The 22,581-nt window shown below is 71.6% G+C and carries 17 protein-coding genes; 13 read left to right on the top strand and 4 right to left on the bottom strand.

Going from position 1 to position 22,581, the window contains the following annotated elements; all coding sequences use genetic code 11:
• Positions 1-5 precede the first annotated feature (5 nt).
• Complete coding sequence (locus LUX31_RS09815; RefSeq protein ID WP_235474404.1) at positions 6-842, top strand: DUF2785 domain-containing protein; 837 nt, start codon at positions 6-8, stop codon at positions 840-842.
• Here the strand turns inward: LUX31_RS09815 and LUX31_RS09810 are convergent.
• Positions 833-1,369: a TerD family protein gene (locus LUX31_RS09810; RefSeq protein ID WP_443046046.1), complete on the bottom strand. Its 537-nt coding sequence runs from the start codon at positions 1,367-1,369 to the stop codon at positions 833-835. The genes LUX31_RS09815 and LUX31_RS09810 overlap by 10 nt on opposite strands.
• 151 nt (positions 1,370-1,520) lie before the next feature.
• Between LUX31_RS09810 and LUX31_RS09805 the strand changes: the two genes are divergently transcribed.
• From LUX31_RS09805 to LUX31_RS09795, 3 genes are all read left to right on the top strand, one after another.
• Positions 1,521-2,126, top strand: a complete 606-nt coding sequence (locus LUX31_RS09805) for a YdbC family protein (protein ID WP_235474402.1) — start codon at positions 1,521-1,523, stop codon at positions 2,124-2,126.
• Positions 2,127-2,241: 115 nt separating this feature from the next.
• Positions 2,242-2,901 carry a histidine phosphatase family protein gene (locus LUX31_RS09800; protein WP_235474401.1) on the top strand — a complete coding sequence of 220 codons (660 nt, stop codon included), beginning with the start codon at positions 2,242-2,244 and terminating at the stop codon, positions 2,899-2,901.
• 12 nt (positions 2,902-2,913) lie between these two features.
• The gene (locus tag LUX31_RS09795) at positions 2,914-3,843 is read left to right on the top strand and encodes an ADP-ribosylglycohydrolase family protein (RefSeq protein WP_235474400.1); all 930 of its coding nucleotides are present in this window, start codon (positions 2,914-2,916) and stop codon (positions 3,841-3,843) included.
• A gap of 547 nt (positions 3,844-4,390) precedes the next feature.
• Here LUX31_RS09795 and LUX31_RS09790 read toward each other — a convergent pair.
• The gene (locus LUX31_RS09790; RefSeq protein ID WP_235474399.1) at positions 4,391-5,947 is read right to left on the bottom strand and encodes an MFS transporter; all 1,557 of its coding nucleotides are present in this window, start codon (positions 5,945-5,947) and stop codon (positions 4,391-4,393) included.
• A gap of 226 nt (positions 5,948-6,173) precedes the next feature.
• On the opposite strand from LUX31_RS09790, the gene LUX31_RS09785 reads away from it, so the two are divergent.
• From LUX31_RS09785 to LUX31_RS09775, 3 genes are all read left to right on the top strand, one after another.
• On the top strand, positions 6,174-6,797 hold the full coding sequence (locus tag LUX31_RS09785; RefSeq protein ID WP_235474398.1) for a TetR/AcrR family transcriptional regulator: 624 nt from the start codon (positions 6,174-6,176) through the stop codon (positions 6,795-6,797).
• 59 nt (positions 6,798-6,856) lie between these two features.
• Positions 6,857-7,558: a ribonuclease HII gene (locus LUX31_RS09780; RefSeq protein WP_235474397.1), complete on the top strand. Its 702-nt coding sequence runs from the start codon at positions 6,857-6,859 to the stop codon at positions 7,556-7,558.
• A gap of 68 nt (positions 7,559-7,626) precedes the next feature.
• Complete coding sequence (locus LUX31_RS09775) at positions 7,627-8,316, top strand: hypothetical protein (RefSeq protein WP_235474396.1); 690 nt, start codon at positions 7,627-7,629, stop codon at positions 8,314-8,316.
• A 427-nt stretch (positions 8,317-8,743) separates the two neighbouring features.
• On the opposite strand, the gene LUX31_RS09770 is transcribed toward LUX31_RS09775, so the two are convergent.
• Positions 8,744-9,385 carry a hypothetical protein gene (locus LUX31_RS09770; RefSeq protein ID WP_235474395.1) on the bottom strand — a complete coding sequence of 214 codons (642 nt, stop codon included), beginning with the start codon at positions 9,383-9,385 and terminating at the stop codon, positions 8,744-8,746.
• A 279-nt stretch (positions 9,386-9,664) separates the two neighbouring features.
• A complete protein-coding gene (locus LUX31_RS09765; RefSeq protein WP_235474394.1) occupies positions 9,665-11,830 on the bottom strand; it encodes a RecQ family ATP-dependent DNA helicase in 2,166 nt (721 codons plus the stop codon).
• A 251-nt stretch (positions 11,831-12,081) separates the two neighbouring features.
• Between LUX31_RS09765 and LUX31_RS09760 the strand changes: the two genes are divergently transcribed.
• The 6 genes from LUX31_RS09760 (at position 12,082) to LUX31_RS09735 (ending at position 22,520) form a co-directional block, all read left to right on the top strand.
• A complete protein-coding gene (locus LUX31_RS09760) occupies positions 12,082-13,662 on the top strand; it encodes a DUF4192 domain-containing protein (protein ID WP_235474393.1) in 1,581 nt (526 codons plus the stop codon).
• Between the two features lie 542 nt (positions 13,663-14,204).
• Entirely contained in the window at positions 14,205-16,412 is a 2,208-nt protein-coding gene (locus LUX31_RS09755; protein WP_235474392.1) for a glycogen debranching N-terminal domain-containing protein, read from the top strand.
• Positions 16,413-16,543: 131 nt separating this feature from the next.
• Positions 16,544-17,302, top strand: a complete 759-nt coding sequence (locus tag LUX31_RS09750) for an NUDIX hydrolase (RefSeq protein WP_235474391.1) — start codon at positions 16,544-16,546, stop codon at positions 17,300-17,302.
• Between the two features lie 82 nt (positions 17,303-17,384).
• The gene (locus LUX31_RS09745; RefSeq protein WP_235474390.1) at positions 17,385-19,379 is read left to right on the top strand and encodes an ABC transporter ATP-binding protein; all 1,995 of its coding nucleotides are present in this window, start codon (positions 17,385-17,387) and stop codon (positions 19,377-19,379) included.
• A gap of 162 nt (positions 19,380-19,541) precedes the next feature.
• Positions 19,542-20,429 (top strand): FadR/GntR family transcriptional regulator, encoded by an 888-nt coding sequence (locus LUX31_RS09740; protein WP_235474389.1) that lies wholly within the window; start codon positions 19,542-19,544, stop codon positions 20,427-20,429.
• A 555-nt stretch (positions 20,430-20,984) separates the two neighbouring features.
• Positions 20,985-22,520, top strand: a complete 1,536-nt coding sequence (locus LUX31_RS09735; RefSeq protein WP_268828133.1) for an RNA polymerase sigma factor — start codon at positions 20,985-20,987, stop codon at positions 22,518-22,520.
• The last annotated feature ends 61 nt before the right edge of the window (positions 22,521-22,581 follow it).

The following is a 22,581-nucleotide window of genomic DNA, read 5'->3' as shown; positions in this document are numbered from 1 at the left end:
GTGTCGTGGGCCACGTAACCTCCGTCCATGGACGACAGTCGCAGCGTCACGACGGTGAGATCGGTGAGCTCTCGGCGGCTGCTCGGGTGGCCGCTCTCGACGCGCTGGTCGTGGATCTCCGGTCCCCGGATCCTGTGGTGCGGGACGAGCGCGCCTATGTCGCGGCTGTCCGCTGGATACCCGCCCTCGACGCGGCGGAGCGGCGGTGGCTGGGGGACCGGACGGCCGGGCTGTTCGTCGATCCCGGCGTTCAGGCGCGTGCGTTCGCTCCCCTTGTCCTCGCCCGGATCGTCGACGCGGGGGAGTGGCGCCAGGAGTGGTGGGAGGCGTTCGCCGGGTGGTACCCCGGGGAGGCCGATCTGCGCGGGTACGACACCACGCTCGGCTGGGTGCACGCCGCCGCGCACGGCGCCGATCTGCTGGCGGCTCTCGCACGGCGTCCACAGCAGGAGCCCGCACCGCTGATCGAACTGGCCGTCGCACGGCTGCTGGCCGGGACCGACCATGTCTTCGACGCTCAGGAGGACGACCGGATCGCCCGTGCGCTGGCCCAGGTTCTGTGCCGGCCCGGGATCGGTGTCGCCGACTCTGTGGGATGGCTGGACACGGTCTCGGCGGCGTTCCGGACGGGGGAGCCGGGCCCGGTGCCCCCGTGGGCCTCCAACACCATGCGCACGCTGCGGATGCTCTACCTGCTGACGGACCGCGGACTGCTCGCGCCGGGAGGGGACGGCCCGCCGAGCACGGTCACCCATCGGGAGGCCGTACTCGATGCCCTGGCCGCCACCCTCGCGATCGTCACCCCTTGTCTGCCCTCCCCTTCGGGGAGGGATCAGGTCTGACGGGTGCGGCCCATCGTCCTGGTGAACGTCGCCGGGTCGTCCTCGAAGCCCTGGACGCCGGAGTGGAAGTCCCACGACCCGGTCTCGTCACGGACGAACTCCGCGACCGTGGCCGCCGTGGACCCCAGAACGCCGCCGAAGTCGTCCTCGGCCAGGACGCTGTAGCCCTCGCGGATGCGCAGGCCGGGCTTGACGACGCTCACGAACGTCCGGTGCGTGGAACGCTGTTGGATGATGACACCGACCACCACGCGCGCGTACTGCGCGGCCAGGCGGTCGAACTCCAGCGTCATGACCTCGTCCCAGCCGAAGCCCTTGCCGTCCTTGCTGTCCCGGTTGAGCGTGATCGTGCCGTCCGGGGAGCGGCTGTCGAAGTGCACCGCATAGGCGGGGTCGCCGTACGGATCGGTCGCCGAGTAGGTCGCGGCGACGATGTCGAGATCGGTGGGCGGCTGCCCCGCCGGACTCGGATCCCACTTCAGTGAGACTTCGGCCTTGCGGATCCCCTTGTTGAGGGCCTTCACCAGACTTCCCTTCCCCGTTCGCCGTGTGCGGATGCTCCAACTGCCGGTACATCACAGCTGGTTGTCCATCGTGCCACGCGCGCGGGGGCGCTCGCGCGATTGTACTCGGCCCGAGCGTGACCGGCGCCACGCTCCGTGGCCTTACGATGGCGCGGTGCTGGTCAAGTGGATTCGCTGCACCGTGGTGGACCGCCGCGGTTTCGAACGGGGGCAGCGAAAGTGGGCGGGACTTCTGGGGGAGCCGGGATTCCGGGGGCAGGGCGGGGGCTGGAGCCGGGGGCGTCCCGGTGTGGCACACGTCTTCGCCTTCTGGGAGAGCCGTGCCTTCTACGACTCCTTCATGGCCCGGTCCCATGACCGGCTCGCCACCACTCAGTCGGGCACCTTCAAGGAACAGCAGGTCAAACTCTTCGACCACCGGTTCGACGTGAAGACCGGCTTCGAGCCGCGCTTCACGGACTCCGACCTGGTACGGGTCGCGCACTGCCGTGTCCACGAGGAGCGCGCCGAGCACTTCGCGCTGATGCAGGAGAAGGTCTGGAACCCCGCGATGGCGGGCTCGCCCGGCATGGTGCGCGGACTGTTCGGCGAGGCACCGGGGAGCGAGTTCCTGATCCTGTCGATGTGGCAGTCGGCCGCCGAGCACGGCAAGTACCGGGCCGAACGCGTGGAGCGGCTGGCACTGCGGGCCCAGTTGGAGGCGGATGTCGCGGCTCTCGCCGGTGACATCGTCGAGCTGGAACCGAGCTGGATAGTCTGAAGATCGGCATCAGATCAGCACTCTGAGTGCTCCAATGTGCACGACATGTGTGACATACGCCGTATAGAGACCGTGCGAGTGCCCGCTCGACGCCGACCCGATCTAGGGTTTTGGCATGGTAAGACCACGGCGCATCGTCCTTGTCCGGCACGGCGAGTCAATGGGCAATGCCGATGACACCGTCTACGAACGCGAGCCCGACCATGCCCTGGCCCTCACCGAACGCGGCTGGCGGCAGGCGGAGGAGACAGGCAAACGGCTGCGCGAGGTGTTCGGGCAGGAGCAGGTCAGCGTGTACGTCTCCCCGTACCGCCGTACCCACGAGACCCTGCGCGCGTTCAGCCTGAACCCCGACCTCATACGCGTACGCGAGGAGCCCCGGCTGCGCGAGCAGGACTGGGGCAACTGGCAGGACCGGGACGACGTACAGCTGCAGAAGGCGTACCGGGACGCGTACGGGCACTTCTTCTATCGCTTCGCCCAGGGGGAGTCCGGCGCCGATGTGTACGACCGGGTCGGCGGCTTCCTGGAGAGCCTCTACCGCAGCTTCGAGGCACCCGACCATCCGCCCAATGTGCTGCTGGTGACCCACGGTCTGGCCATGCGGCTGTTCTGCATGCGCTGGTTCCACTGGACGGTCGCGGAATTCGAGTCACTGTCGAATCCGGGGAACGCGGAGATGCGGATGCTCGTTCTCGGGAGTGACGGCAGGTACACGCTTGACCGGCCGTTCGAGCGCTGGCGTGACCCGGAATCGTACGGAGTGAGTGGTTAGGTTGGCAGGGCGATGACAGTTGACTCCCCTCCCGCTTCTCCTCCCGCTTCCGCTGCGCACGAGCGCCTGGAGCGCGCCCTGGCCAGTCTGCGCGGGCTCGCGGTGGGGGACGCGCTGGGGTCGCAGTTCTTCGTACCCGTGAACCACCGGCTGCTGGGGCTCCGCGAGCTGCCGCCCGGCCCCTGGCAGTGGACCGACGACACGGAGATGGCGTGCTCCGTGGTGGCCGTGCTCGCCGCCCACCGCCGCATCGACCAGGACGCACTGGCCCGCTCCTTCGCCGAGCACCACGACTTCGACCGCGGGTACGGTCCCGCGGTGAACCGGCTCCTGCGGCTGGTCCGGGAGGGCGGCGACTGGCGCGAGCTGGCGTCCGCCCTGTTCAACGGGCAGGGATCCTGGGGCAACGGCGCGGCCATGCGCATCGCGCCCCTGGGCGCCTGGTACGCCGACGATCCGGAGCAGGCGACCCACCAGGCGGAGATCTCGGCCTATCCCACGCATCAGCACCGCGAGGCCGTGGTCGGCGCCATGGCCGTCGCCGCGGCAGCCGCCCTGGCAGCCTCCCCGGACGGCCCGCCGAGCCCCGCTGCGCTGCTCGACGGCGTCATCGCGCTCGTCCCGCGCAGCGCCGTCGCAGCCGGGCTGCGGCGCGCCCGGGACATGCTCGACTACGCCGACGCGGGCACGGTCGCGGCCGTACTGGGCTGTGGCCGGCGTACGACGGCGCACGACACCGTGCCGTTCGCGCTCTGGTCCGCCGCGCGCGCCCTCGGCGACTACGAAGAGGCCTTCTGGGCCACGGCCCAGGCGGGCGGCGACGTGGACACGAACTGCGCCATCGTGGGCGGCGTACTCGCCGCGGAGAAGGCGGGGGCACCGCCGCAGGCGTGGCTGGAGCGGACGGAAACGCTGCCTGAGTGGGCGCCTGCGGGGGCGTAGCCCCGCTGGGTGCGGGCCCCTGGGGTGGGCTCGGGCGGTGAGTCGGCTTCGTGCCGGGGGCCGACGCAGAGGGTTCGTGCGGCCAGGGCGCGCGTGCGCACCGGGAGCGAACCCATCGAGCAGGACGGCGTCCACTGCTGGCGCATGCGCGCGTGCGTGCGTTCCGGAGCCCCGACCCCACGTCGGCGCAAGCCGTATCGCGGCGCACGCCTGGGGCGAGACAGGTCCCGGTGAGGCGCCGACGGCGCGGGCCGCTGCCGGAGCGTCGTGTCGTCCGCGCGGGTGGCACTTGGGACCTGCGGTGCTGCGTGTTGCTTCGGTGCCCGGAGGGACGTACACGTGCTGCCGGCACTGGCAGGGCACCGGATGCCTGCGCGGGCGGTACCTGGGCCCGGCCCGCAGCACTGCACATTGCCTCAGTGCGCGTGGGCGGCAGGCTCGCGAGGCCCACGACGCCCTGCGTCACTCCGGGGGCCCGGAGCGACGCAGGGCTGCCGCCGTCGGCCGCGACCCCGCAGGCGGCGCCTGAGGGCCCGCTGCCGGGAGATCAGCCGCCCGCCGGACCCGCGGTGCTCGCCGTGCCTGACAGGGCCTCCAGATCGCTCTTGCGGACGCGGATCACGAACCAGGCGGTGGCGAGGGCCAGTACGGCCATCGCGGCGGCCGGGATGAAGGCCGTGGAGATGCCGTGGGCCAGTACCTCGTGACTCCAGGGAGCGGGGAGCTGGTTCGTCCTCGCGAACTCCGCCTTCTGTTCGGGCGTGGCCTCGGCCAGGAACTTGGGCACCTGTTCCGCGGCCTCGTTGCGGCTGGCCGCGCCGAACACCGTCGTCAGGATGGAGAGGCCGAGCGAACCGCCCACCTGCTGCGTGACGTTGAGCAGCCCGGACGCCGCGCCCGCCTCGTGCGCGGCGACCCCGGAGACAGCTGTGAGGGTCAGCGTCACGAAGTTCAGGCCCATGCCGAAGCCGAACACCAGCATCGGGCCGAGCACCCCGCCGACGTACGAGCTGTCGGGACTGATGAAGGACTGCCAGATGAGGCCGAGAGTGGCCAGCGCCGACCCGACCACCATGAACGGCTTGGGCCCGAGGACCGGCAGGAACCGCTGCGACAGGCCCGCGCCGATGGCGATGGCGAAGGTCACCGGCAGGAAGGCGAGGCCCGCCTCGATCGGCGTGTACAGCAGCACGTTCTGCACGAAGAGGACGATGAAGAAGAACATGCCGAACATCGCCGCGGCCAGGCTCAGCATGATCACGTACGTGCCCGAGCGGTTGCGGTCGGCGAACATCTTCAGCGGGGTGATCGGCTCCTTGGCGCGCATCTCCACGAAGACGAACGCGGCCAGCAGGATCACCGCCGTGCCGAAGGAGGCGAGGGTCAGGCTGTCCCGCCAGCCCTCCTCCGCCGCGCGGATGAAGCCGTAGACGAGGGCCGCCATGCCCAGCGTCGAGGTCAGCGCGCCCACGAGGTCGAAGCGGCCCGGATGGCGTTCGGACTCGCTGATGTACAACGGCGTGAGCACGGCGATCAGGAGGCCGATCGGTACGTTGACGAAGAGCACCCAGCGCCAGTCGAGCCACTCCGTGAGCATGCCGCCGGCCAGCAGACCGACGGCGCCGCCGCCCGCCGAGACGGCGGCGAAGACCCCGAACGCCCGGTTCCGCTCCGGGCCTTCGGCGAACGTGGTGGTGATGAGCGCCAGCGAGGTGGGCGACGCGATCGCGCCACCCACGCCCTGGAGGGCGCGTGCGGCCAGCAACTGCCAGGGTTCCTGGGCGAGTCCGCCCAGCAGCGAGGCGGCGATGAACACCAGGATGCCGGTCAGGAAGACCCGGCGGCGGCCGAGGATGTCGCCGGCCCGGCCGCCGAGCAGCAGCAGACCGCCGAAGGTGAGCGTGTAGGCGCTGACCACCCAGGTGAGGTCGGTGGTGCTGAACTTGAGAGCGTCTTGAATGTGCGGCAGCGCGATGTTCACAATCGTCGCGTCGAGTACCACCATGAGTTGGCAGGCCGCGATGACGGTGAGCGCTATGCCGGGATGCCCCTCCCGGCGGGCCGCACCTGGTTTCTGATCCTTCATCAACGAAGAGGTAGTCACTATGGGTCCCCCATAAGAGCGCTAGTGAACGCTCGCGTTCACTGTTGCGTCGAACGGTAGTGAGTCCCCGCTAGTGAACGCAAGCGTTCACTGAAGTCGCCGCCGTGTCGCACTCCGGTCGCCCGGGTAATCTCTGCGATTCACCTGGTCGGCGATCCCCTCAATACCGACAATCCTCATAATCCTCGCACCGCCCGCTCACCCCTGCCCGCTGGAGACACATCAGATGGTTACTTCGCGCTGGACGGCCGCCCCCGCTCAGACGGCCTCCCCCCGCCGGCGCGGCGCCGTGCTCGAACGCGCGATTCTCGACGCCGCGCTGGAGCAGCTCAGTACGGTCGGCTGGAACGGCCTCACGATGGAGGGCGTCGCCGCCGGCGCCCAGACAGGCAAGGCCGCCGTCTACAGACGCTGGCCCTCGAAGGAGGACCTCGTCGCGGACGCGCTCCAGTCCGGGCTGCCGCGCTTCGACCTGGCGCCCGACCTCGGGAACGTGCGGGACGACCTCGTCGAACTGTGCCGGCAGGTGCGTGAGGCGATGTTCTCGCGCCCCGGGTTCGCGCTGCGCTCGGTGATTCACGAATGCGACAGCCCGCAGGCGGAACGCTTTCAGGGCGTGATCTTCGGAGGGCTCGTCGAGCCGACAGTGAGGCTCCTCCGGGAGATCATCGACCGCGGAATCGCGCGGGGGGAGACCCGTCCCGACGCGGCCAACGGCTATGTCCTCGACGCCATTCCGGCGATGATGATGTACCGCTCGAAGATGTGCGCGAGTGAATGGCATGAGCCGGACATCGAAGAAATGATCGACCAGTTGATGGTTCCGCTGTTGCGGGCGGGAAGTGCCTGAAGTCGCTTGGGGGACCAGGGTGTCGCGTGGGGTTCCGGGCGGCGTAGGCTGAGACCGCCATGCCGTACGAAGCACCCACCCACACAGTCGAGCGCTCCCTGCGCGCCACGACCGGAGCGAAGGTCATCGCCGGCGTCGACGAGGTGGGCCGGGGCGCGTGGGCCGGCCCCGTCACCGTCTGCGCGGCGGTCACCGGACTCCGGCGGCCCCCCGAGGGGCTCACCGACTCCAAGCTCATCGCGGTCAAGCGGCGTGCCCGACTCGCGGAAGAACTGCGGAAATGGGTCACGTCGTACGCGCTGGGGCACGCCTCTCCGGAGGAGATCGACGACCTGGGGATGACGGCCGCGCTGCGGCTCGCCGCGGTGCGCGCACTGGAGGCCTTGCCCGTCCGCCCCGACGCGGTCATCCTCGATGGCAAGCACGACTACCTGGGGTCGCCGTGGCAGGTCCGCACGGTGATCAAGGGTGACCAGTCGTGCGTGGCGGTCGCGGCGGCGTCCGTGATCGCCAAGGTTCAGCGCGACAAAATGATGGCCGAACTGGGCATCGACCATGCAGACTTCGGTTTTGCGGCCAATGCCGGGTATCCGTCTCCCGTGCACAAGGCCGCGCTGGAGGAGCGGGGCCCCACCCCGTACCACCGGCTGTCGTGGGCTTATCTTGATGCGCTGCCCCAGTGGCGGCACCTCAAGAAGGCCCGCAGTTGGGCGAACGGGAACGCTCCGGAGATCGAGGGCCAGCTCGGCTTCGACTTCTGACGATTCCGTTCGCACTCATGTGCCACCCGCCGACGCGAGTCGCACCGGCGTTTGATAAATATCAGGTCATGCCTCTCATTCCCGAGGAGCCTCAGATTCACGAGAGTGCCCAGGGTCCCCGCGTCACTCCGGCCAGTGGCCGCACCGCGCCGACCCCCCGTCCCGTACCCGGCCCCCGCCCCGCGGCCGCGCCGCGTCCCGGCCGTCCGGGGCCTTTCCGGCCCACGGCGCCGGTCCAGCGCGCACCGCACGAAGCGCCGGCGACCGCCGTGGCCGCTACCGCGGGCGCGGTCAAGCCCGGGCCGTCCGCGGCTCCGGCCGCCCCTGCCCCTTCCACCCCCTCTGCCCCTGCCTCCACGGCTTCGGCGGCCCCGCAGATCCAGCTGATCCCGGCCTCGGCCGAGGGTGCGCTGGACGCTGCCGAGGAAGCCGTCGACCTGCTCCTGGAGTCGGGCCGTGCCCCCGGCGAGGTGCTGGTGATCACCACCGGCGATCCGCACCCGTGGGCCGCGCACGAGCTGTCCTTCGGTGAGGCCCCGTACTGGGCGCAGCACGACGCGGGCGACGACGTCTTCTATGCCGACGCCGCCGCTCTGAGCCGTGCCGGCTCCCGTCCCGTGGTCGTGGTCGCCGTCAACGGCGGCGCCGACGCCACGGCGGCAGCCGCCCTTCCCCTGGCCCTCGGCCGGGCCGGCGCCCTGCTGATCGTCTGCGGTGACCCGCAGCAGATCAACTCGGTGCTGGGCGCGGGGGTCTGAGCCGGTCCAGCGACATCGGACCGGCTGACGGAGGGCCGCTGAAGCGGTATTCGTACAGTGGTCGGTTCGACGTGCCCTGACGTGCTTCGCCGCGTCCGGGTGATCACGCGTCGGTGATGTCATGGCCCGGGCAACAGGGCGAGGTCGTACGGTCGACGGGGGCACGCGTGCGCGTGCGCCCGTCGTGTGCTGTGGATGCCGTACGGCGAGTTCCGTGTGCTGTGCCGTCGTGCGCTTGCGCGTCTGGGTCTGGATCCGTCGTGCACGCGCACGGGTTGATCGCTGCCGCATGTCCTTGTGTGCTGCCACATGCTCTGGTGCGGCTTCGTACGTCGTGCCAGGCGGACGCCGTTGTCCGCGGTGGCTGTTCCTGTACGACGTGGACATCACCTGGGGCCGTCGGGCGCGGCCCTCTCGGACGCCGGGGTCAGCGGGCCGCCGCGCGGCGCAGGATGTCCGAGGCGGCGCCTCCGGTGCGGGGCATCGGCAGCGGTGGCGGTGCCTCGGACATGGCGAAGGGCTCCGGGGGTGAGTCCGCGTTGGGGCGTCGCCCGCCGCGGCCCTCGCCCAGCACCTGCCAGCCGTCGTGGGTCAGCGTGATGTACGCGCCGCAGCGCAGCCCGTGCAGGGTGCACGCGTCACGCAGACCCCACATCCACGCACCGTCCTCCTCCGTCCAACGGGCGTCGCCGTCACGGCAGTAGAGCAGGACGGCGGTACGCACCGGTGTACGGCGGCGCAGGTCGTGCGGGATGACCCGGCGCAGCTGCGCGAGCAGCGAGTTGCGGAACATCCAGCCGTCGGCCGGCGCCGAGCGACGGGTGAACGAGGCGCTCGCCCGCACCCGCTCATCCGTGTCGAGGACGGCCACGATCGCGGTCGCGGGCCTTGGGCTGTGCCTGGAGTGCAGTCCGCTGACGACCTCGCGCGGATTGCGCAGCAGGGGAATCCCCGCTGAGGCCCACTCCGAGGGTTCGAGCATGCGGGCTGCTGAGTTGGTGGAAGCGGCGGACAGGTCGGCAGACGTCGACATGGATGCCGCGGGGGACGGAGCGAATCCGAAGGTCACGGTCCTCCCTTCGGCTACGCGCCCACACTGCGGGCGGAGATCGGACTTGGGGGAGCGCACACCGCAGCGAAGCCCTGCCGGACCACGGGCAAGCCGTGCGGGGAGCGGACTCCAATTCTTGCGGTCGAACTGGGTTGCGGCAACGAGCAAATGGGGCCACCGACCGTCTTCTGGTGATCTGTGGATTATATCCCTGCCGGGTGTGTCATTTGTAGATGCCTGGGGTGGCCGGGAACGTACCGTTGGTTCGGGTGTCCACCCCGGTTCATCTACCCGTCATCAGCCCTGCAGGGCGAGGACCAGTGGCAAGACCCCCCGAGCACCGGCCCGGCGGAGCATCCGGGCCGCCACCGCGAGGGTCCACCCGGTCTCCGTGAAGTCGTCCAAAAGGAGGACTGGCCCCTGCGCATCGACGAGGGCGGCGGCCAGCGCGGGTGGCACGATCAGGGCCCCGTCGAGCGCTTTCAGCCGCTGGGCGCTGTTGCTGCGGGACACGGGCGGGGCGTCACCGGCGTACTCCAGACTGCCCAGCAGCGGCAGCCGGCCGACCTCCGCGATGCGCGCGCCCAGGGACGCGATCAGCTGCGGGCGGGTGCGCGAGGCGACGGTGACGATGCCGACCGGACGCGGCTGGGCCGCCGCGGCTCCAGAGGCCCAGCCGTCGGGTCCCTTCGCCCAGTCGACCAGTACTCCGACGACAGCCTTGGCCACATCGTCCGGCACCGGTCCGTCCTGGGCCTGCGGCGAGAACATCGGGCGCAGCCGGTTGCCCCAGCCGATGTCCGACAACCGGCCCAACGCGCGCCCCGTGGAGGCCTGTTCACCGGCCGGGATACGTCCCTTCAGCTCGACTCCGATCGCCGGCAGCCCGGTCGGCCACATGCGACGGGGCTCGACCTCGACACCGGCCCGGCCCAGATCCGCGCGCGCGGCGTCCACGGCCGTCGTGGAGGCGTCGGCGGTGAAACGGGCGCCCGCGCAGTTGTCGCAGCGGCCGCAGGGCTTGGCGCCCTCGTCGTCCAACTGGCGCTGCAGGAACTCCATCCGGCAGTCCGTCGTCGACGCGTACGCGCGCATCGCCTCCTGCTCGGCCTTCCGCTGGCGCGCCACCCACTCGTACCGCTCAGTTTCGTACGTCCAGGGCCGGCCCGTGGAGACCCAGCCGCCCTTGACCCGGTTGACGGCCCCGTCGACGTCGAGAACCTTGAGCATGCTCTCCAGGCGGGAGCGGCGCAGCTCCACCAGGGGTTCCAGGGCGGGCAGCGACAACGGCCGCTCCGCGCGCGCGAGGACGTCGAGCGTGCGGCGCACCAGCTCCTCCGGAGGGAAGGCGAGGGAGGCGAAGTACTCCCAGATCGCCTCGTCCTCCTTCCCCGGGAGCAGCAGCACCTCCGCGTGCTCGACACCGCGTCCGGCGCGACCGACCTGCTGGTAGTAGGCGATCGGGGAGGAGGGCGAACCGAGGTGCACGACGAAGCCGAGGTCCGGTTTGTCGAAGCCCATACCGAGCGCGGACGTCGCCACCAGGGCCTTCACCTTGTTGCCGAGCAGGTCGTCCTCGGCCTGCTGCCGGTCGGCGTTCTCCGTCTTCCCCGTGTACGAGGCCACGGTGTGCCCGCGCTGCCGGAGGAAGGCCGTGACCTCCTCGGCGGCGGCCACCGTGAGGGTGTAGATGATCCCGGAGCCCGGCAGTTCGGACAGGTGGTCGGCGAGCCACGCCATCCGGTGCGCCGCGTCCGGCAGCCGCAGCACACCCAGGCTCAGGCTCTCCCGGTCCAGGGGGCCGCGCAGCACCAGCGCGTCCGAGGTGCCGCCGGTGCCCAGCTGTTCGGCCACGTCGGCGGTCACGCGCGCGTTGGCCGTGGCGGTGGTCGCCAGGACGGGCACGCCCGGCGCGAGGTCGGTGAGCATCGTGCGCAGCCGGCGGTAGTCGGGGCGGAAGTCGTGGCCCCAGTCGGAGATGCAGTGCGCCTCGTCCACCACGAGCAGGCCTGTGGCGGAGGCGAGCTTGGGCAGCACCTGGTCGCGGAAGTCGGGGTTGTTGAGGCGTTCGGGGCTGACCAGCAGGACGTCGACCGTGCCCGCCGCGATCTCCTCCTGGACCGTGTCCCATTCCTCGGTGTTCGAGGAGTTGATCGTCCGCGCGTGGATGCCCGCCCGGGCCGCGGCGTCCACCTGGTTGCGCATCAGCGCGAGCAGCGGCGAGACGATCACCGTCGGCCCACTGCCCTGGGCCCGCAGCAGCGAGGTCGCCACGAAGTACACCGCGGACTTGCCCCACCCCGTGCGCTGTACGACCAGGGCCCGGCGCTTGTCGGCGACCAGCGCCTCGATCGCCCGCCACTGGTCCTCGCGCAGCCGCGCGGCGCCCGTGGCGTCCCCGACGAGGCGGGCGAGGACCGTGTCGGCCGCCGCCCGGAGATCCGCGTTGCTCGTGTGCTCCATGCACCCCATACAACAGGACGCCACTGACATCCGGGACGTGGGACGGCGCATCACGGCCACCTCTCGGGCGCGCGCGTATGCGGGTGGGCGTGGGCGTATGCGTGCGGGCGTGGGCGGACATGTCGGGCGCCGGTGTCCGTTTTTCGCGCCCGAACACGTGCTCGCCCGGCCTGGCGCCACCTTGGCGTGTCCCTGATTGGGGTTATCCACAGGCTCAAACGGAATCCGGAGATCCGCGAGATCGTCACCGCATGACGAATCACAGCGAAACGCATCAGGTCACCCTGCGCACCCCGGCCGAACTGGCCGACGCCCTGCCGTATCTGCTCGGCTACCACCCCGAGGACAGCATCGTCCTGGTCGCACTGCACGACAGGGACGGACGCGGCCGGTTCGGCGGCCGGGCCCGGCTCGGAATTCCCACGAACCCGGACGACTGGCCCGCCGTGGCACAGCAGTTGACACACGGCCTGGTGACCGGAAGCGAGCGCAGAGGAGCACGGCCCGAGAGCATGGTCGTGTATCTCTGCCAGGAACCGGCGGAGGGCGAGGCACGGCACCAGGTGCGGGAACGGCTGCGCCCGCTCGCCCAGTTGCTGCGCACCGAATGCGGCCGTCTCGACGTCCCCGTGGTCGAGGCGCTGTGCATCGCCGACAACCGCTTCTGGTCCTACTGCTGTGTGACGCCCGAGTGCTGTCCCGACGACGGGGTGCCCATGGGCCTGCCCGGCACCTCGGTGCTGGCCGCCGCCGCGACCTACGCCGGCCTGCAAGTGCGGGGCACCCTGCGTGAGTTGCGGGCCAGGCTCCAGCCCTGGGAGACCGCGGCGGCGCTGGAACAGGAACGCGTGCTCCACACCGTGAACGCCCGCCTGGTCCCGCGAATCCTCGACGACGCGAGCCGCGCGGACATCGCCGAGGAGACCCTGCGAGAGGCACGCCGGGTCAGGGACCGGTTCGCCGAGGCTCCCGCCGTGTCCGGCACGCTTCTGTCGGACCTCCGCGACGACGAACTGCTCTCCCATGACGAGGCCGCCGCGCTGATTCTGGGCCTGCAGGACCGCACGACCCGCGACCGGGCGGCGGAGTGGATGGAAGGCGAGGAGGCGGCACCCGCCCTGCGCCTCTGGCGGGCCCTCGCCCGCCGCTGTGTCGGGTCCTACGGGGAGCACGCGGCGGCTCCGCTGACGCTCGCCGGCTGGGTCGCCTGGTCGACCGGCGACGATCTGGAGGCCAGGGAGGCCTTGGCCATGGCACTCGGCGCCGACCCCGGTTATCTGTTCGCCCGCCTGCTGCACCAGGCCTGCAACGAGGGACTGGACCCGGAGTCGATCCGCCGCTGTCTGCGCGCGGAGCGCGGCGGCCGAGCACGCGTGCCTGCCGGGCCGCCCCCGACGACGCCGGACACCGGGTGGATCGAGGACGACGACAGCGAGGAGGGCGAGGGCATGGGTATGGGCCTCGGCTGGGGTGAGGACCCCGAAGGGTTCGAGGCCATGGACGGGTTCGAGGGGACGAGCGGTGTCGATGGCGCGCAGGGGGCCGAGAGCGACGGCCGGTTCGGCGCCACCGAAGCCAGGCCTCCGCACGACGAGGTCGGGGGTCCCCCGTCCTGCTCGACATCGGTCAGCGGCGCCACGCGGGCGCTGGAGTCGGCCACGAGGCGTCGACGCCGGGTAGGCCCGCCGGACGGCGCAGAGACCCGCCCGCGTGGCAGGGGGACGGGCGGGACCCGTCCCCAGCCCTCGGGCAAGCCCGCCGTACGTCGTCGCAGCCCGGGCGCGGGGGAGGCCGCACCCCGCGGTCGCAGGGCGAAGGGGGACGATGCGTGAACGGGGGTAGGGCAAGCCACGGCCGCCGGGGCAGCGGCTGGACGCTGGTCGGACGGATCGACAAGGGCGGGGCAGCCGACCGGCGTCTGAACAGCGACGGGATCAGCGGGCTATGGCAGGGCAGCGAGGGAAGGCCCGAGGAGCGACTCGTCTGCGACGGGACAGAGCGCAGGCATACCGGCGAGCGCGTGATGGGCGGCGGACGGTTCGGCCGGGCCGCAACGCGCAACCGACGATTGAGCAACGGCGTTTCGTCCCACGTACAACTGATCGGCGCCAGGACAGCTGACGGACACCCCACCATCCCGACCGTGGCGCACAGCCGGTGCGGTTGTCACGGCACCGGTCGGGCACCGGCCCCGCCGCACCGCCATTCGGTCGGCTTGTCCCGCCGGGGGCGTGACTCGGGGAAGCCCTGGTCCGTTCACCTGAGTGGCGGAACCCTTGGACGGGCCGAGCCGCCGCCCCACATTTGCCCCGCCGTAGCCCCCTACCAGGCGCCGAGCGCGCCCCCGGCGCCCAGAGCGCAGAAGAAGCCGCCCATGCATCCACCGACCCCGCCCTCGGCCGCCGACGATCACCGTGCCGTGAGTCCACCCGCGTCGCCCTTGCGGGGAGGTGGCGGCGGAGCACCCGGGAGCGCAGGCGACCCGCGCGGCTCGGAGCCGCCTTTCCCGGGAACCGGACGGCCTGCCGCACTTCCTGGCACCGGACGCCCTGCCGCACCCCCGGCAAGAGGCGCGCCGTCACTGTCCCCCGCTGCTCGGCCACCGCTTGCTCCGCCGCCGGGCGCCCGCCGCCCCGCCCAACTGCCCCCGACCCACACCACCCTGATCTGCGTCGCCCTCCCCGGGCTCGCGATCTCCACAGACCAGGGACAGCTGACCGGTCGAGGGCTGGAGGGTTTCTATCGCGGCGGGCGGCGCCTGCTCGCCCGGTGCCAGGTCCGGGTGGCCGGCCGTGAACCGCTCGCGGTCCAGGCCCGGATGACCGCCGCCGACCGCGCCCGCTTCGTGGGGACACTGCGCGCCTCCCCGGACGGCGGGCCGGACCCGGACGTCGTCGTCGAGCGCATCCGCCACGCGGACGGCACCGAGCGGATCACCCTGCACAGCTCGGCGCCGCGCCCGCTGCGTCTGCCGGTCGAGGTGTCACTCGGGACCGACCTGGCCGACCTGGGCACGATCGCCTCCGGCACCGCGGGCCCCGAACTGCCTGCCAGCGTCCACGCCTTCGGCCTGCGCTGGGCCGGCGCCACCGGCGGCGCGGCCGTCACGGCCGACCCACCGCCCGCCGACGCACTGGCCTCCGCAGGCCTGCTGCGCTGGGAACTCGACCTGCTCCCGGGCGGTTCCACGACCCTGGAGCTGCGCATACGACAGGACGGCGCGGGACCCGTCCGAGCCGTGGGTCACGTGGCGACGAGCCCCCTCGCCCCGGCACGGGCCGTCGGTGACGATCCACGCGTCGAGGCGCTCCTCAGCACCAGCATCGAGGACCTTCAGGCCCTGCTCCTGCGCGACTCCGTGCACCCCTCCGACACGCATCTCGCGGCAGGGGCGCCGTGGCGCTGCGGCATGGCCCCGGCCGAGGCTCTCGCCGCCGCCCGGATGACGCTCCCGCTGGGCACCGGGCTTGCGGCGGGCACCCTGCGCACCCTCGCCCGCACCCAGATCCCGGGTCCGGGCCCGAGGTCCGGCATGCTGACCGGGCCGCGCCGGGACGCGGGCGCACACCTCCCACCGGGCTGCACGGGTACGGAGGCCACCCTGCTCTTCCCGGTACTCCTCGCCGAGGCCCGCCGCTGGGGGCTCCCCGAGCAGACGACCGAGGAACTGCTCCCCACCGCGGAGCGCTGTCTGACCTGGCTGCGCACGACCGTGGGCGACGGCACCTACCTGCCCGATCCACAGCCGGGCGGCCCGCTGCGCTGCGAGACACAGGCCCACGCACACCGAGCCGCCCTCCTCGGCGCCGATCTCCTGGACACGTACGGCCGACCCGGCGGTGCCGGGCTGCGGCAGTGGGCCCAGGAGCTGCGCACCGCGTTCCGGGACGACTTCTGGGTCGAGGACCGGGGCGGCGGCAGACCGGCGGCCGCCCGTACCCCGGACGGGCGCATCGTGCCGCACTTCGGCGCGATCGCCGCCCATCTCCTCGACACCGGTCTGCTGGGCGCGGGCGAGCTGGCCCCCGGGCTGCTCGACAAGGTGCAGACCGAACAACTCGCCCGGCTGTTCGGCAGCCCCGCCATGGACTCGGGCTGGGGACTGCGCGGCCTCGGCGTCAAGGAGCCGGGGTACAACCCGTTCGGCCACCGCAGCGGCGCTGTGCGGGTCCAGGAGACCGCGGTGGCCGTCGCGGGCCTGGCCACCGCCGGGTACGAGAAGGAGGCGAGTTCGCTGCTGCGCGGCCTCCTGGCGGCGGCCGAGGCCTTCGACCACCGGCTGCCGGAGATGTACGCGGGGGAACAGCGCACAGCGGGAGGCGCCCCGCTGCCCCACCCGGCGGCCTGCCGGCCGTCGGCCACTGCTGCCGCCTCCGGGATCCTGCTGCTCGCCACCCTGGCCGGCATCCGTCCGGACGCCCCGGCGAACACGGTCATGCTCCGTCCGGTACGCAGTGTGCCGCTGGGCGAGATCGGCCTGACGGGGTTGCGGGTCGCGGGAGAGCCCTTCTCCGTCCGGGTCGGCCGTCTCGGCGTCGCCATGGTCGAGGAGGCCGCTGCTGGGCTGCAACTGGGGGCGTGACCTCGTACGACATGCCTCGGGAAGGCGTCAGGAGGTGGCCGGTGACGCGCGTGTCCGACCGTCGTGGATCAGTCATGGGTGCGGCTGGAGAGGGGAGTGTTTATCGTCAGGCAGACGACTATGATCGCCGCATGCCCTACGACCCGTCAGCGTTTCCGCCCTTCGCCGTCACCGTGGACCTGGTCGTGCTGACCGTGCGTCGTCATGCCCTGTGCGCGCTGGCGGTACGCAGGGGTGAGCCGCCCTTTCAGGGGCGCTGGGCACTCCCGGGCGGCTTCGTGCGGGCCGACGAGGATCTGGGGCAGGCCGCGGCGCGTGAACTCGCCGAGGAGACCGGCCTGCGCGCCCACGACCCGGACGCCCCGGCCCAGGACAACGGCGCCCACCTGGAACAGCTCGCGACCTACGGCGACCCCAAGCGCGACCCCCGGATGCGCGTGGTCAGCGTCGCCCATCTCGCGCTCGCCCCCGACCTGCCCGCTCCCCGGGCCGGCGGCGACGCCAACAGCGCGCGCTGGGCGCCCGTCGAGGAACTGCTGCAGCAGGGCGGCTACGGCCGCGACGGCGAACAGGCGGCACCGCTCGCCTTCGACCACGCCCAGATCCTGTCGGACGGGGTGGAGCGCGCCCGCTCCAAGATCGAGTACTCGTCGCTGGCCACCGCGTTCTGCCCGACCGAGTTCACCGTCGGCGAGTTGCGCCGGGTGTACGAGGCGGTGTGGGGCGTAGCCCTCGATCCCCGCAACTTCCATCGCAAGGTCACGGGCACCCCCGGCTTCCTCGTTCCCACCGGCGGCACGACCACCAGGCAGGGTGGCCGCCCGGCCCAGCTCTTCCGAGCCGGCGGCGCCACACTGCTCAACCCTCCGATGCTGCGCCCCGAGGTCTGACACACGAACGCCGTGGACAGACGTGCGTACATGGGCCCTGCCACACCCCATAAAACGGACATAACGCGCTATCTTGCTACGGGTGATCCAGGCTTTCGGACTGACCAGCAGCCCTCGCAAGGAGCTTCCCCCCGCCGTCGACGACGTCTCCTTCGAGGCGCGCGCGGGATGCGTCACCACACTCCTCGGTACCCCGGGCGCCGGCAAGACGGCGGTGCTCAGGCTCATGCTCGAACTCCAACAGGGCCGTGGCATCACCTACTTCAGAGGCCGGCCACTGCACCGCATCGCCCATCCGTCGCGTGAGGTCGGCGTTCTCCTGGGCGATGTGCCGGGGCACCCCGCGCGCACGGTCCGAGGTCAACTCCGCATGCTGTGCGCGGCGGCCGGAGTCCCGGTCCGCCGTGCCGACGAGGTCCTTGAGGTGGTCGGCCTCGTCAGTCTGCGCGACGAACGCCTGGGCACCCTGTCGCGCGGCATGGACCGTCGGCTCGGCCTGGCCTGCGCCCTGCTGGCGGACCCGCACACCCTCGTGCTGGACTCCCTCACCGAGGGCCTGTCCGCCCGCGAAAGCCATTGGCTGCACGGCATGCTGCGCGCCCACGCGACCCAGGGCGGCACCGTCCTGTTCACCACCACCGACCCCAAGGAGGCGGCCCGCACCGCCGACCGGATCGTCACCCTCGAACAGGGCCGGGTCGTCGCCGACCAGGAGGCCGCGGACTTCTCCCGCACCCGCTTGCGCCCCCGGGTCGCCGTCCGCAGCCCGCACGCCACCCGTCTCGCGGCCCTGCTGACCAAGGAGGCCCGGACGGCACATCGCTCTGTGGAGGTCGTACGGGAGTCCGGCAACCGGCTCGCCGTGTACGGCAGTACCTGCGCGGACGTCGGCGAGACCGCGTTCCGGCACGGCATCCTCGTACACCAACTCGCCGACGAGGTCGGTGACATGGCCTCCGGCGGCGACTCGACCCACCGGGGTGAGGAGAAGGCTGCCGAGGTCACACCCGAGGACGCGGCCGTGCGTCAAGGGGCTGCCGTGCTCCCGGAACTCTCCGCGGCGCACGGCTCTGCCGAGCGCTGCCCCGGCGCGTCAACCGAGGTCATCCCTGCGACCTGTGGCCCCGAGCCGGACGTGCCCCCCGGCCGCTTGGCGACAGCCGTGGGTGTCTCCGAGCCGTCGGATGGCCCCGGCCCGGCGGCATCCGCGCCCACTCGCCCCCGGGCCGCCCACCCGCGTTCCTCCGACGCCGCCCTCGCCCCCGACAACCCGCCCCCGCTGCCACCCCCCATCTCCGTCCGCTCCGCCCCGAGTCCGCTGCGCCCCCTCCGCTACGAGCTGCGCCGGGCCGGCGGTGTCGGCACCGGGTTTCTGACCGGGGCCGTCGTGCTCGTCTCGTCCGCGCTCGTCGCCGTACTCATGGCCCGCATCGGGCACACCCCGCAGCACCGCCTGCTGGCCGCCTGGCCGCGGGAGCTGCCGCTGCCGCCCGCGGCACTCGGCGCCGGGCTGCTCGGCGCCATCGCCTTCGGCGACGAGTTCCGCCACCCCGCCCTGGCGGTGGACCGCGGCACCGTGCCCCGCCGGCTGGGACTGCTCGCCGCCAAACTCCTCGTCGCCGGGGCCACCGGGCTGCTGCTGGCCTTCCTCACCGTGGGCTGCGACGCCGAAGTGCTCTACCTCGTCTACGGACAGGAGCTGGCGAAGGTTCCCGCGGACTGGTTGGCGCTGACCGCGAGTTGGATCGGGCTCGTGATCGGCTGCTCGTGGGCCGGGGTGCTGGCAGCCGGGATCTTCCGGTCCACCACCGCCGGGCTCGCTGCGGTGGTCGCCGTACCCGTCCTCGTGGTGCCCCTCGTACAGAAGGTCCTGGAGGGCTCGTCCGTGCGGAGCGCGGCCGGGTTCTCCGTGCGGCTGCGGGAGCTGTTCCTGGCCCAGTGGCCGTTCGGGGGCGAGCGGTACCTGGCCGCCGGGGCGCGGATGATGGCCCAACCCGTCGGTGGCGCACTGGCGTTGTCGCTGACTGCCCTGCTCTGCGCGTATCTGCTCACGACCCTGCGGAGCAGGGTCCGATGACGATCGCCCGCGCCCTTCCGGTCCCGCCCTGCGCACAACTCCCCGGGGAACGCCCATTTCTTTCCGATAAGGCGTCAATTGCGACGGGGTGAGCGATCACCCTTTCGTGTGCTTTTCACCAAAGACCTCAAGGGAGTTGGAGACGGAGCCGACAAAAGATCCGTGAGTACCCTTGCGCACACCATGATGACCGCCGCCCGCTCCGCAGACTCCGGTCTCGTCGGCCCGGGCGAACTCGACCGCTACCCCTACGCCGAGGCTCCCGGTCCCGACCGCGTCGGAGTCCCCTCCTGGGACGCCGCGGACCCGGAGCTGGGCCGTGTCGGCCGCCGCAGCGCGGGCAGCCGCGGCCGCGGGCTGCACGGTCAACTCGTCCAGCAGCTGGGCCAGATGATCGTCTCCGGCGACCTGGGCGCGGACCGCCCCCTCGTGCCCGAGGAGATCGGCCAGCGCTTCGAGGTCTCCCGCACCGTCGTCCGTGAGTCGCTCCGTGTCCTGGAGGCCAAGGGCCTGGTGAGCGCCCGGCCGAACGTGGGCACGCGCGTGCGTCCCGTCAGCGACTGGAACCTCCTTGACCCCGACATCATCGAGTGGCGTGCCTTCGGGCCGCAGCGCGACGATCAGCGCCGCGAGCTGAGCGAGCTGCGCTGGACGATCGAGCCGCTCGCCGCGCGTCTAGCCGCCGGGCACGGGCGCGAGGACGTCCAGCAGAGGATCGTGGACATGGTCGAGATCATGGGCCACGCCATGAGCCAGGGCGACGCGCTGACGTTCTCGCGCGCCGACTCCGAGTTCCACTCGCTGCTCATCCAGCTCGCGGGCAACCGCATGCTGGAGCACCTCTCCGGGATCGTCTCCGCCGCCCTCCAGGTGTCCGGCGGTCCGGTCACCGGTTGTGACCGGCCCACCGAAGCGTCCCTCGCGCACCACGCCCGGATCGCCGACGCCCTCGCGGCCGGCGACGGCGCGGGTGCGGAGGCGGCCATGCGGCAGCTCCTCATCGTGCACCCCGAGGTGGAGCGCGTGGTCCCGGCCCCGCGCGAGCACTGACCACGCGCCCAGGGCGGCACGATCGGGGGCCGTGTCGCCCTCCCGGAACTTCGCCCGGCCCGCGAACCGTCACCGCCGGGCCCCGTCGGATCCCGAGAGGGCCCGGCGGGGCCCGGCGGCGGAGACGGGGCGGGCAGGTGGCGCGGTGACGGTGGGGCGAAGAGACGGCGACCGGTCCTGAAGCGTCCGCTGCGGCTGTGATACGGCTGTGGATGCGACTGTCGTTTTGGCTGTCGATGTGTCTGCCGACGCGGGCATGGATCGGCCGGAACGATCGGGTCGCCACCACAGCTGACCATATTTAGCTGTATCTGACCGCTTTTGTGCGCTTACGGGGTGTGACTCGGGCCACGCAGATTGGGCGTAACGCTTGTGGAAGCAGCGCGATGACCTAAGAGGTGGCAGCCGAGGAGGGAATACAGACGCCGTTCCAGGCGCTGTGCATCTTCCCGGCCCCCGCCCGCGCCGTCGGCCCATCCCCAGTCGGCGGTCGTCGGCTCCTGTCCGTAGTGGACGGGGCCGGAAGCCGTTTTCCAACGTTCCGAGAGGTTGTTCGTGTCGGCCAGCACATCCCGTACGCTCCCGCCGGAGATCGCCGAGTCCGTCTCTGTCATGGCGCTCATCGAGCGGGGAAAGGCTGAGGGGCAGATCGCCGGCGATGACGTGCGTCGGGCCTTCGAAGCTGACCAGATTCCGGCCACTCAGTGGAAGAACGTACTGCGCAGCCTCAACCAGATCCTCGAGGAAGAGGGTGTGACGCTGATGGTCAGTGCCGCGGAGCCAAAGCGCACCCGAAAGAGCGTCGCAGCGAAGAGTCCGGCCAAGCGCACCGCCACCAAGACGGTCGCGGCGAAGACGGTGACCACGAAGAAGGCCACCGCCACCGCCACCCCGGCGGCCCCCGCCGCCGAGTCCTCCGTCGAGGACGAGGCGCCTGTGAAGAAGGCCGCAGCCAAGAAGACGACGACCGCCAAGAAGGCGGTCGCGAAGAAGACCGTCGCCAAGAAGACGGCGGCCAAGAAGACGACCGCCGGCAAGGACGACGCCGAGGTCGCCGAGGACGAGGTCCTCGAGGACGTCAAGCCCGGTGAAGAGGAAGAGGAAGGGGCCGAGAACAAGGGCTTCGTCCTCTCCGACGACGACGAGGACGACGCGCCGGCCCAGCAGGTCGCCGTCGCCGGTGCCACCGCCGACCCGGTCAAGGACTACCTCAAGCAGATCGGCAAGGTCCCGCTGCTCAACGCCGAGCAGGAGGTCGAGCTCGCCAAGCGCATCGAGGCCGGTCTGTTCGCCGAGGACAAGCTGTCCAACGCCGACAAGCTCGCCCCCAAGCTCAAGCGCGAGCTGGAGATCATCGCCGAGGACGGCCGCCGCGCCAAGAACCACCTCCTGGAGGCCAACCTCCGTCTGGTGGTCTCCCTGGCCAAGCGCTACACCGGCCGCGGCATGCTCTTCCTGGACCTCATCCAGGAGGGCAACCTCGGTCTGATCCGCGCGGTCGAGAAGTTCGACTACACCAAGGGCTACAAGTTCTCCACGTACGCCACCTGGTGGATCCGTCAGGCGATCACCCGCGCCATGGCCGACCAGGCCCGCACCATCCGTATCCCGGTGCACATGGTCGAGGTCATCAACAAGCTCGCGCGCGTGCAGCGCCAGATGCTCCAGGACCTGGGCCGCGAGCCCACCCCGGAGGAGCTGGCCAAGGAACTCGACATGACCCCCGAGAAGGTCATCGAGGTCCAGAAGTACGGCCGCGAGCCGATCTCCCTCCACACCCCCCTGGGTGAGGACGGCGACAGCGAGTTCGGTGACCTCATCGAGGACTCCGAAGCGGTCGTCCCGGCCGACGCGGTCAGCTTCACGCTCCTCCAGGAGCAGCTGCACTCGGTCCTGGACACGCTGTCCGAGCGCGAGGCGGGCGTCGTCTCGATGCGCTTCGGTCTCACCGACGGTCAGCCGAAGACCCTCGACGAGATCGGCAAGGTGTACGGGGTCACCCGTGAGCGCATCCGCCAGATCGAGTCCAAGACCATGTCGAAGCTGCGCCACCCGTCGCGTTCGCAGGTCCTGCGCGACTACCTCGACTAGGTCGCGGTCGTACGACACGAAAGGCCCGGCCTCCCTCGACGGGAGCCGGGCCTTCGTGCTG

The sequence above is a fragment of the Streptomyces sp. GQFP genome (assembly GCF_021545335.1).
Lineage (GTDB): Bacteria > Actinomycetota > Actinomycetes > Streptomycetales > Streptomycetaceae > Streptomyces.
This window is presented reverse-complemented; position numbering and strand designations above follow the sequence as displayed.

Bases quoted from the DNA above. Each gene is read 5' to 3' on its own strand.
- LUX31_RS09795 (WP_235474400.1), top strand. From the start codon at position 2,914: ATGACAGTTGACTCCCCTCCCGCTTCTCCTCCCGCTTCCGCTGCGCAC.
- LUX31_RS09785 (WP_235474398.1), top strand. From the start codon at position 6,174: ATGGTTACTTCGCGCTGGACGGCCGCCCCCGCTCAGACGGCCTCCCCC.
- LUX31_RS09755 (WP_235474392.1), top strand. From the start codon at position 14,205: ATGCATCCACCGACCCCGCCCTCGGCCGCCGACGATCACCGTGCCGTG.
- LUX31_RS09750 (WP_235474391.1), top strand. From the start codon at position 16,544: ATGCCCTACGACCCGTCAGCGTTTCCGCCCTTCGCCGTCACCGTGGAC.
- LUX31_RS09760 (WP_235474393.1), top strand. From the start codon at position 12,082: ATGACGAATCACAGCGAAACGCATCAGGTCACCCTGCGCACCCCGGCC.
- LUX31_RS09775 (WP_235474396.1), top strand. From the start codon at position 7,627: ATGCCTCTCATTCCCGAGGAGCCTCAGATTCACGAGAGTGCCCAGGGT.
- LUX31_RS09765 (WP_235474394.1), bottom strand. From the start codon at position 11,830: ATGGAGCACACGAGCAACGCGGATCTCCGGGCGGCGGCCGACACGGTC.
- LUX31_RS09780 (WP_235474397.1), top strand. From the start codon at position 6,857: ATGCCGTACGAAGCACCCACCCACACAGTCGAGCGCTCCCTGCGCGCC.
- LUX31_RS09800 (WP_235474401.1), top strand. From the start codon at position 2,242: ATGGTAAGACCACGGCGCATCGTCCTTGTCCGGCACGGCGAGTCAATG.